This window comes from Pedobacter sp. 01N416, assembly GCF_056399685.1.
On sequence record NZ_JBFTRT010000092.1, the window covers coordinates 1 to 11,467 of the forward strand.

Genomic DNA, 11,467 nt, shown 5'->3' on the forward strand with positions numbered 1-11,467 from the left:
GTTCAGGATCAATCTTCGGTTACACTATACACTTTAAATAAACATTTACGCTCGGTACTGCCGATTGTGAAGGATATTTTATCAGAAAGCCAGTTTCCACAGCATGAACTTGATATTTACATTCAAAACCAAAAGCAAAAGCTACAGGTAAACCTGAAGAAAAACGATGTTCTTTCGAGAAAAGAATTTGCACAGGCTTTATTTGGTGATACAGCTTATGGGGTAAACATAAAAGCAGAGCATTACGATGCATTGAAGCGCGAAGATCTGGTTGATTACTTTAAGGCCGCATACGCACCAAATAATTGTACTATTATTGTTTCAGGTAAGTTTGACGATGTTAGCTTTAACCTGCTGAACGATACTTTTGGACAAGGTTGGGAAAAAAGTAATGCGGTAAAGAACAGTTTCAATTTTACTCCAACAAAAAAACAATTTGTTTATACGGAAAAGCCAGAAGCTTTACAGTCTGCGATCAGAATTGGTCAGTTGGCCATTAACCGTAAACATGAAGATTTTCCTGGTCTTCAGATTTTAAATACCGTTTTAGGTGGATACTTTGGCTCACGTTTAATGAATAACATCCGTGAAGATAAAGGCTATACTTACGGTATTGGTTCTGGGATTTCTTCGCTACAACAGGCCGGTTATCTTTTTATTGCTACTGAAGTTGGTGCCGATGTTTGTTCGGCTGCATTAGCTGAGATTTACAAAGAAATAGAGTTATTGAAAAATGAACTGGTAGGGGAAGAAGAGCTGGATCTTGTTCGGAACTACATGTTGGGTTCGATGTTGGGCAGTTTGGAAAATGTATTCTCACACGCCGATAAATTCAAGAACATTTATTTCGCAGGATTGGGCTACGATTACTATACCAAATATATAGAGAAGGTTAAAACTATTACTGCCGAAGAATTATTGGCCTTAGCAAATAAATACCTTACTACTGAGAGTTTTACCGAGGTAGTAATCGGGAAGAAATAAATTTTGTTAGATCAATTAAAAGAGTCTATGTCAGAATCTGTCACGTTGAGCCTGTCGAAACGCCTAAACATATTTGGGATCCTTCGACAGGCTCAGGATGACAATTCTACAATAATGATATAGCTGTCTTTTTATACCTATACTGGCATAAATATGTCGTTTGAACGCTGGCTTTTACTTTAAAAGAGGAGTTTGCGGGCACTTCAAAATTACTACCAGCTTTAATGCTTTGCCAATCTATGGTACCTGGTAAAAGCGCTGTTAGTTCACCCTCTATAACATGCATAATTTCTTTCTGAGCTGTTCCAAAAGTATATTCTCCCGGATTTATAACGCCGACAGTCGATTTTCCTTCAGCGGTTTCATAGCCTAACGATTTAACGTTGCCATCAAAATATTGGTTTTCAGTAATCATATGCTAATTTATAAAGTTTTTGCTAAAACAGCTTTTTGTTTATCAGCCTGGTAAATCTTTTTATAAAAATCCACATACTCACCATATTTTTCTGGTGGATACTTTTTATTGTTCATGGTTTGCGTACGGCTATAAACAATCATATTGTCTTTTACGCTGAATTTCGCGGTATATGATCCAAATTCTGAGTTGATCGCAATATCTTTCGGAATAAATTCTACATTATATCCTTTTGGTAAGATATAACTGATTTCATCATCGTCATTATAACTGAACGGAACAGAAAAGTATGTTTTTCTACCCTCTACTTTAAGCGGAACGCTTTCCCGTCGGTTAATCTGATTCACTACCAGGAATAATTTGTCTCCACCCTTAGTTAATATTGGATTGGTTTTAAAAYTTATTTCTTCTGTAAGCACAGGCATAGTCTTATCAGCCTGTACATATTTATAACTGATCAATTCTGCAACTGGAATGGAACTATCTTCAATTATTTTTTTCCGGAGATCAACAGGTTCCATTAAAGTCATCGAAAAATTTTCTTCAAATTGCGCGTTGCCATAAGTAGATTTTATTTCGGAGCTGGCTGTACCATCTTCTGCCAAGGTAATTTTGGTTTTTCTGATCTGATAATTTTCTTTGGCATTGTAAACAGGAGTATGCACTATTTTTCCTCCATCTTCGGTAACCATTAATACATTCCGGTCAGAATTGCTATAGCCGATAAATCCCATTGGTTCATATTGGCTGGTGCATTCTAAAAAGGTAGTATCTTTTGCTAATGGAACACACAAAATCATGTGATTTGCCTGCCCCACACTAGAATAAGTTGGGTTTAAACTGGGCATATCGTTTCCGATAACAATTAAGTTTGAAGAAATTCCAGCCTCGTTAAGCAGTGCTTTCATGTAATTGGATAATGCTTTGCAATCTCCATAATTTACCTGGGCAACTTTTTCAGCTAAAATAGGTCTAAAGCCTCCTATTCCTAACTGAACACTTACATAACGGGTGTTTTGCTGCAAATGGTTATACAAAATCCGGATTTTTTCTTTTGGTGTTTTGGCATCCTTGATTAAATTCTGCACCATTAGTTTTGTTGCTTCAGGAAGTTTATTACCACCTTGATTTAAAGTATACAACCATGATCCGAAATTTTTCCAGTTATCAAAATTTCCTGTTGAACCATCGTATTCAAACTGATTGGGGGAGGCTTTAACCCAGGCAGAAATGTTATCAATGCCGGTACTTAAAGGCTCTTCAGCAACTGCTGCAACATTGGCACTTTTCCATTTATACTGTACTTTTTCTCCATTAATTACCGAGTCGGTTTGTAAATTCGAACTCGTAATGTACCGCATTTTGTAGTTTTTTGCCTTTTGAATTGTGTATGCCGATTTTTCTACCGATGCGCCAAAACCTTTTAAGTCGTACCATGAAGGGAAATAAAGCAGTCCATTATAGTCCTGGCTATAACTGTACTCTATGGTGTACGGATAGGTTATACTTACAAATTTTAAGCGCTTAAGTCTATTCTCTTCGAAGATCGAAAAATCCGAAATCAGGCTTTGATCTTTAATATCCGAACTTTTATAGTCTTTTACTTTTTTTCCTGCTGCATCGTAAAGGGTAGCCCTAATATTGTATATGCTGCTAAATTTATCGTAAACTTTAGCCATCTCACTATATTCTTCGCCGGCTTTGTTCAAAATGGTCATTGCCACTTTATAATCCATTTTTGCCTCACCTAAACCCTTAACATCAAAAAAAGATTCTTCGTTTCTAATTACCACAACAGCGTCCTTTTTTAGGTTTTCGGGGATCTTCGCTGCATCGTAATCTACCTGTGCCAACGCAGTGTTAATGCTTACAAGCGCAAGCGCCAAACTTAAATAGTATTTCATTATACTTTCTTTTTAAATACAATTTGTTCGGCCTGTTTTTCTACAACAGCTTTAAATAACTCTTTTAAATCAAAATATTCTTCCGGTGTATAAAGCGATTTATTTACGCTTATTATACTTTTTACCATTAAGGTTTTACCCTCTGCAACGTAATTGATCGTAAATGTCCCATTCTCTTCCGGAAGTTTGTAAATTCCTCCTTTTGGCAGCTTATCCACCTCGTAATCTTCAGGGAAGTTGATGGTAATCCGGTAACTTTCTTTAAATGGATAGGCAAAATCGACTGGGAATTTTCGTTGTTCCAGTTTGAATAAATTTTCTTTGGTTCTTTCGAAAAGCAGAGGAGTGAAATATACCAGATTGCCTGCTTCTTCTACATTGTCTTCAATTACAACATCCATGCTTTCTGTCAATAGCTCCTCAAGATTGTCGAGGTTATCTATTTTATAATTAGAAACTTCAAGACCCGTTTTGTCTTTTTTAAAGTTTTTAACAAATTCGGTTTCGTTATTGGTTTTTCTGTATCTATTGCGAAGGTTTAATGCGCTGTAACCTTTTGAATATTGATTAATTTTTCCCGTTAACTTATGGTCTTTATCAAGCGTCATGTTATAAACAAAAATCTTTTCGGTCGATACGCTTGGTTCAGTAGAAAGCCATTTTCCATTAAAGTTTTTTAAATCCATGTAAAAGCCCTGGTGACTCAGATTGTCTGAATCTATCATGCCAGCAGGGAGATCTTTGTCTGTGGCATCAAGAAAATATAAAGCATTTCCAATCTGCGTAACACCAATTACGTTATTGAATGCCGATACTACCGGATATCCGGGATGTTCACCATTTTCTCTTGTGCTGATCAGAACAGGGTAGGCATCAATTTTTGCTTCCTTTAATAAGCTTAATAAGGCAAGGTTAATATCAGCAGATGAGCCTGTTTTCTTTTCGAAAATGCTTTTTGGATTGGTTTCGTTAGCATACTTCGAGTATTCTTTGTTCCATTTTAAGTTGTTTTTAACATAGTTGACAATAAGTTTTACTGCAGCCAAAGTATCCTTTTCTCCTTTCAGAATGCCTGGGAGTGCAGATTTAGCAAAACTGCTTTTATTAATAAAGCCTCCAAAATTTTCATCTAGGGCCAGCCCATTAATGATTTTTGGCCATGAGCCATTAAAGTCTTTATACATTTCGCCTGGGAATTGGGTTGCCCTGAGCTCAAATTCTATTTTGGGCGTATAATCATCCATTGTGGTTACATAGGGCTCCTCTTTCAGGGCAGGTACATTCATCGCACAGTATTTATCGTAAACAGCAGTAGAAGTTAAGCCTGATACGTAGCTCGCATTTACATTTTGGTGGAGCGGATGATCGACCTGATAATATCCACTTAGGTTGTTCTTATAAGTTAGGTATTCAGGTATCTTTACATTGTACTCTGACCAAAGTGTTGGAATATTTGATTGGAATTTCCAGCCCCGGAGTGTGAAAATAAAATCTGATTTGATTTTGTACTTAAATTCGATAATAGAGCCCTCTTTAACATTGGGTAACGCAAATTTTTTGATTACATAGTTTTTGTTAAACTCCTCGGTAAACTTGGCATCCTTGTTCAGTTTACTGGTAACCATTTTGCCATCAACCATATTGTAAGTTGCGGCGTCCATAAAATTGAGGTCTTCTTTAACAGAATTACTGCTTTTATACAGTTCTACTTTATAATTAGCCAGGTCATAACCATTTTTGTTTAAGATTTTGTAACGAATGTGTCGTTCAAACACATAAATAAACCCTCCATTAGGATTATATTCGAAATAACAGTCGCCAACATCAAACAGTTTAATCGCTGAGGCAGAAGAATCCTGGCCAGAGGCTTTCACTTCGAATTCTGTTGGTGCAATTTTACCAAACTTAAATTCTCTTTTTATGGGTTGAGTGGTTTGGGCATAGGCGGTGCTAACTCCAATGCATAGCATTAAAGTCAGAAATTTGAGAGCATTTTTCTGCATTTATAAAATTAGTTTTTTGGTTACTGCAATAATAAAAACATTCTTCGAATTATTCTTAAATAATTGGAGCTTAACCAGCAATTTCCTGTTTATATGTTTTTAAGTATTCATTCCGGACAAGTTTTGCCGTTTTATGGTCTTTAGTATGGCTCCATCCGGGAGGCATAAAGATGTACAGAAACTTGTTTTTAATACCTGGTGCACGCCAAACATCTTTGGCCAGGAGAACAATTTCGCCAAAATAAGCATCTAAAAAGCTGTGTTTTTTCATTTCCCGGGTAATACCATATTCAATTTTTATTGTTTTGTCTTCTTCCTGGTAGGTTTTAAAAACATGGTCCCAGATGGGTAGCAGGTTGCAGAAATTGGTATCCATATACAATGCATTCTTTGCATGGTGTACACGATGATGAGAAGGCGTAAGGATGATTTTATTTAAAAATCCAAAACGGCCATCTTTAGAAATATTTTCTCCAATGTGGATAAAAGACCCCCAAAAACCATCGATAAACATAATTAAGAAAAGCAGGGCAGGGCTAACACCCAAAAGAATACATGTTGTTGTTCTAATCAGGTCGGCGTAAGGTGCTTCAAGAAAAAAATGTGCAAAATTTACCGATAAGTTCATGGTTTCAGGTGCGTGATGGGTGGAGTGCAAACACCAGAAAAGCCTTACTTTATGCGCTAAAAAATGATAAATAAAATGCCCGAATTCCCAGATCACGTACCCATATATCAGCCAGTACCAGGTAATTTCTGTTTTAAAAATGGCGTATTTGCCAAATAAACCGATACAGATAGACACCATGCCGATAGAAATAATGCGGCCAATAAAAGAATTAATCACCAGTGAAAAGAAAGAAATCCGGTAATCAACCACTTTAAAACGGCGGTAAAATGTCATCCTGATGATTTCAAAAACCAATAAAAAGGGAATCAAAGGCCCCATGAGCGCACTAATGCCATTCCAGCTCATAAACTGGCTATAGTCATTGGTTTGCAGTAGTTTTAACAGTGCTGGTAAGCCGAAAAATCCAACAAGCCATTCCTTTACGCCTTCAAGAAAATCTATCATCTAATTATATTTGGTTTATTGAAATTATATAAAACTAAAATTTTATTCAAATAATTTCGCTTAATAGCTAGGTCATTGTTACCAAATACTTATTAAAGCTTAGTTTTTGCTTTGTGATGATAGCGATTGTCAGACAAGCTCAATATTTAAGGATTTTTATCATTATACTTTTATATTCCCTCAATTTTCGTATCTTTGCCTGGCAAATAATAAATCCTAATTTATTTGCTATGCAACTCGATTCCACAAAGTTTATTGCCACAGGTTTAACGTATGACGACGTACTTCTAGTACCTGCATATTCCGAAATTCTGCCCCGTGAAGTAAATACAGCCACTTTTTTAACAAAAAAAATTAAACTTAATGTTCCATTGATTTCTGCAGCGATGGATACTGTAACAGAAGCCGAACTAGCCATTGCCATCGCGCAAAATGGAGGTATTGGTATGTTACACAAAAACATGACCATAGAAAGACAAGCCGAAGAAGTACGTAAGGTTAAACGTTCTGAAAGCGGTATGATCCAGGATCCGGTTACCTTATTGGAAACAGCTGTTGTAGCCGATGCTTTTAAGATTATGAAAGAGCATAAAATTGGTGGTATTCCTGTTGTAAGCAGCGACAATAAATTGGTGGGTATTATTACAAATAGGGATTTACGTTTCCAAAAGGATATGAAAAGACCGATTTCTGAGGTAATGACTAAAGAAAATTTAATCATTGCACCAGAAGGTACTACTTTAGTTCAGGCAGAGGAAATTCTTCAGAACCATAAAATCGAGAAACTTCCTGTAGTGAGCAAAGACGGTTACTTAAGCGGTTTAATTACTTTTAAAGATATTTCGAAGGTTAAAAATTATCCTGCCGCTTGTAAAGATGAACGCGGCCGTTTACGAGTGGGTGCCGCAGTTGGTGTAACAGCTGATACTATACAACGTGTTGATGCCTTGGTTCATGCCGGTGTTGATGTAATTACTATTGATACTGCTCATGGTCACTCTAAAGGAGTAGTTGATAAATTAAAAGAAGTTAAAGCTAAATATCCTGATCTGCAGGTTATCGTTGGAAATATTGCTACCGGTGCTGCTGCAAAATTCTTAGCCGATGCTGGTGCTGATGCCGTTAAGGTTGGTATTGGTCCTGGTTCTATCTGTACAACAAGAATTATTGCTGGCGTTGGTGTTCCTCAATTATATGCGGTTTACGAATGTGCCAAAGCTTTAAAAGGCACAGGTGTTCCTGTTATTGCCGATGGTGGTATTAAACACACAGGTGATATTGCCAAAGCAATTGCTTCAGGAGCAAGCACCGTAATGGCAGGTTCGCTATTTGCAGGAGTTGAAGAATCACCAGGCGAAACCATTATCTACGAAGGACGTAAATTTAAATCTTACCGTGGAATGGGCTCAATTGAAGCAATGGAGCAGGGTTCTAAAGATCGCTATTTCCAGGATGTAGAAGATGATATTAAAAAGCTAGTTCCAGAAGGTATTGTAGGCCGTGTACCATTTAAAGGTACCTTAGCAGAAGTAATGTATCAGTACATTGGTGGTTTACGTGCAAGTATGGGCTATTGCGGTGCCGCAAATATCGAGGCATTACAAGAAGCACAATTTGTGCAGATTACTGCGGCAGGTATGCGCGAAAGCCATCCACACGATATTACGATTACTAAAGAAGCACCAAATTACACCAGATAAGGTATTTCCTTTCCAATAATCGTCATTGCGAGGAACGAAGGAATCTTATTAGTCAATATTTTTATAGAATTCAGCGGGGCATCGTTTACGATAGCCCCGTTTTGTTTTTCAGACCTTATAGGTTTTTAAAACCTATAAGGTCTGAAGAATTGATAATAAACAGAAAAATCACAAAATAAAATTTGGCAGATAAAATTTTTTAATATATTTGTCGACTAAATCTATAGGATTTATATAATAATTATGAAAACAAATCAAAAAACACGCTCGTATTGTTGTTGTAGCCATTCTAAAACGGTAATCGCATACTTTCGAACGAGTCATTAATCAACAACATTTAAACAAACTATATAACTAATCATGAACAAAAGTTTACTAATTCTCTTTTCATTTTTACTTTCGGCAAGTTTTGTCTTTGCCCAAAGCCCAGTAACCGGCGTAATTAAAACAACAAATGGCAGTACAATACCACACACTACTGTAAAGGTAAGAGGAACAAACCAAGCCGTAGTGGCAGATGATAATGGTGTTTTCAGCATAAATGTAAAACAAGAGACTCCATTTTACCTTCAAGTGAGCTCAGTTGGCTATAAACCTCAGGATTTTCAGATTTTAAAACTTCAGGAAACACCAATAGAATTGGTTCTGGTAGAAAATGCATTATTGGATGAAATCGTTGTAACGTCGAGAAGACGTTCGGAGGTTTTACAGGACGTGCCTATTCCAATTACTGTAATCGGTGGCCAGGCAGCAGAAAATGCAGGTGCTTTTAACGTTAACCGTTTAAAAGAGTTAGTGCCATCTGTACAATTGTATGCATCGAATGCCAGAAATACAACACTTAATATTAGAGGTCTGGGTTCAACATTCGGTTTAACTAACGATGGTATCGATCCGGGGGTAGGTTTTTACGTAGATGGTGTTTACCATGCGCGTCCGGCTGCTACCTCGACCGATTTCCTAGATATCGAACAAATAGAAGTAATCCGTGGTCCTCAAGGTACGTTATTTGGGAAAAATACTACTGCAGGTGCGTTTAACATCACCACTACAAAACCAACCCAAACACCAAGTGCCAAAGTAGAACTAAGCGTTGGAAACTATAACTTTATCCAGGCAAAAACATCAGTTTCGGGAGGAGTAGCAAAAAATCTTGCTGCGAAAATATCAATCTCCGGTACCCAACGCGATGGTACAATATGGAATACCAGAGAAGAACGTAAATATAGCGGACAAAATAACCTTGGTTTTAAAGGCCAGTTGTATTTTACCCCTTCAGATAGGTTACAGATACTATTAAGTGGCGATGTTAGTGTTCAGCACCCTGCAGGTTATCCTTTGGTAATTGCTGGCGTTACCACAACAGAAAGAAGCGCTTATCGCCAATACGCTAAAATTGTTTCCGATTTAGGCTATCAGCAACCTAAAATTGATCCTTTTTCAAGAGAAATAAATACCAATACCCCCTGGAGACATAATCAGTCAATCGGTGGTATATCTTTAAATGTAGATTATAAAATTGGTGGCGGAACATTAACATCTACCACAGCATGGAGATTCTGGAACTGGGATCCTACAAACGACAGGGATTTCTCTGAACTGTCTGCGTTGACCAAATCTCAAGGTAACTCCCGCCATGATCAATATTCACAGGAAATTAGATATGCCGGTAATATCACCGATAAATTAAGTGGTGTAATTGGGGTGTTTGCCCTTGCTCAGAACTTAAAAGGTTTGGCCCAAACAGAAGAAGTAGGTAAAGATCAATGGAGATTTGTGCAAACAAGCAATACGGGTAGTCAGGCATTATATTCAACCCCTGGTTTATTAGATGGCTTTGGGATTAAAACCAATTCGACCATCAAATCCTTAAGTGCAGCTATTTTTGCTCAGGTTGACTGGGAATTTTTAGAGCATTTTCACGTATTACCTGGCTTGAGATACACCTACGATAAAAAAGATGTGGACTACGACAGGGTAACTTATGGCGGATTGCAGACTACAGATGCCGCTTTACTTGCACTAAAAGCCGCTGTGTATAGTAATCAGCAGTTTACTACCAAAGTAGATAACAATAACCTATCGGGTAACTTAACGGTTTCATACCGCCCTAACACGAAGTTAAACGTTTATGGAACTTTCTCTACTGCTTATAAACCTGTTGGTGTTAACGTAGGTGGCTTGCCAACTACCTCAACCGGACAAGCAGACTTGTCGGTTGCTGTTGTAAAGCCAGAATATGTTCAACATTACGAATTAGGTTTAAAAACAAAACCGGTTAAAGGTGCCATATTAAATATTACCGCTTTTAATACCGATATTAAAGATTACCAAACCAATGTTCAATCTCCACAGTTGGGGGTAAATAGGGGGTATCTCGCAAACGCAGAGAAAGTTAAAGTAAAAGGTTTGGAAATTGATGGAACTTATCAATTGGAAAGGTTCTTAACTTTAAATGCTGCGGTAGCTTACCTTGATGGTAAATATGTGAAATTCACCAATGCACCACTACCTTTAGAAGAAACCGGCCATACCGAATTGGTAAACGGTGTAGCTACCCAAGTTGCATTCAAAGATGCTTCGGGAGGCAGATTGCCAGGTATTTCTAAATGGAACATTTCTGGAGGCTCTGAATTTAGTACCCCCGGTAATTTAGCAACCAGGGCTGGTAGATATTTTATCGCCGGCGATGCGAGTTACCGTTCAGAATATTCGTCAAACCCTACACCGTCAAGCATTTTAAATGTTAAAGGTTATGCTTTATTTAATGCAAGGTTAGGATTTAAATCAGATAAGTTCTCTTTGTTTGTTTGGAGCAGAAATATCGCAAACAAAAACTATTATGAACAATTGCAGGCTGCGGCTGGTAACTCAGGCTTATATGCAGGCGTACTTGGCGATCCAAGAACTTATGGTGCAACAATCCGTTATGCTTTCTAAGATCGTTTAACAAAAAAATCTTTTCTCTTATATTTGGTTAAAAGGAGTGGTGTTAATGCTACTCCTTTTTTGTGCTAAAAAATACTTAAGTGTCCTCAAGTGGTCAATATTATTTAGAAAAGCCAAGACAGAATTCCAGTTTAGCGTCAGTCCTGCTATCCCTCCAAGTCCTGGCTCATGCTTCGCTCCGGGCTTTCCGTTTTATCAGGTTTATTTAACAAAGTCGGTGGTTCTTGGAAAGAAAATTATACGATCAAACCTCGCAGGTTTTAAAAACCTGCGAGGTTTGATTAAAATAAGTCCTGTAACAGCTTTGTGTAGAATTAAAATTTACAGAAAGCCGATAAAATATTAACTTCGGTAAATTTTAACTAAATGAATAAGCTTAAATCAGTTTGTGTGTATTGTGGCTCAAACTTTAATGGCGATGTCRCGCTGCGTAACGC

Annotated in this window: 7 protein-coding genes; 3 read left to right on the forward strand and 4 right to left on the reverse strand. The window is 37.3% G+C overall.

Going from position 1 to position 11,467, the window contains the following annotated elements:
- A partial coding sequence (locus tag AC1DND_RS07425) for a M16 family metallopeptidase (protein ID WP_477580399.1) occupies positions 1–984 on the forward strand: 984 nt, incomplete at its 5' end.
- Between the two features lie 106 nt (positions 985–1,090).
- Here the strand turns inward: AC1DND_RS07425 and ppnP are convergent.
- The 4 genes from ppnP to AC1DND_RS07445 all read right to left on the reverse strand — a co-directional run bounded on the left by ppnP (position 1,091) and on the right by AC1DND_RS07445 (position 6,381).
- A complete protein-coding gene (gene ppnP, locus AC1DND_RS07430) occupies positions 1,091–1,399 on the reverse strand; it encodes a pyrimidine/purine nucleoside phosphorylase (protein WP_477580401.1) in 309 nt (102 codons plus the stop codon).
- 8 nt (positions 1,400–1,407) lie between these two features.
- The gene (locus AC1DND_RS07435) at positions 1,408–3,303 is read right to left on the reverse strand and encodes a DUF3857 domain-containing protein (protein WP_477580403.1); all 1,896 of its coding nucleotides are present in this window, start codon (positions 3,301–3,303) and stop codon (positions 1,408–1,410) included.
- Entirely contained in the window at positions 3,303–5,306 is a 2,004-nt protein-coding gene (locus AC1DND_RS07440) for a DUF3857 domain-containing protein (RefSeq protein ID WP_477580405.1), read from the reverse strand. Before AC1DND_RS07440 ends, AC1DND_RS07435 begins: the two co-directional genes overlap by 1 nt.
- A gap of 70 nt (positions 5,307–5,376) precedes the next feature.
- Entirely contained in the window at positions 5,377–6,381 is a 1,005-nt protein-coding gene (locus AC1DND_RS07445) for a sterol desaturase family protein (RefSeq protein ID WP_477580407.1), read from the reverse strand.
- Between the two features lie 230 nt (positions 6,382–6,611).
- On the opposite strand from AC1DND_RS07445, the gene guaB reads away from it, so the two are divergent.
- Both guaB and AC1DND_RS07455 read left to right on the forward strand, forming a co-directional pair.
- A complete protein-coding gene (guaB, locus tag AC1DND_RS07450) occupies positions 6,612–8,081 on the forward strand; it encodes an IMP dehydrogenase (protein ID WP_477580409.1) in 1,470 nt (489 codons plus the stop codon).
- Between the two features lie 360 nt (positions 8,082–8,441).
- Complete coding sequence (locus tag AC1DND_RS07455) at positions 8,442–11,021, forward strand: TonB-dependent receptor (protein WP_477580411.1); 2,580 nt, start codon at positions 8,442–8,444, stop codon at positions 11,019–11,021.
- Positions 11,022–11,467 lie beyond the last annotated feature (446 nt).

Bases quoted from the DNA above. Each gene is read 5' to 3' on its own strand.
- AC1DND_RS07445 (WP_477580407.1), bottom strand. From the start codon at position 6,381: ATGATAGATTTTCTTGAAGGCGTAAAGGAATGGCTTGTTGGATTTTTC.
- AC1DND_RS07440 (WP_477580405.1), bottom strand. From the start codon at position 5,306: ATGCAGAAAAATGCTCTCAAATTTCTGACTTTAATGCTATGCATTGGA.
- ppnP (WP_477580401.1), bottom strand. From the start codon at position 1,399: ATGATTACTGAAAACCAATATTTTGATGGCAACGTTAAATCGTTAGGC.
- guaB (WP_477580409.1), top strand. From the start codon at position 6,612: ATGCAACTCGATTCCACAAAGTTTATTGCCACAGGTTTAACGTATGAC.
- AC1DND_RS07455 (WP_477580411.1), top strand. From the start codon at position 8,442: ATGAACAAAAGTTTACTAATTCTCTTTTCATTTTTACTTTCGGCAAGT.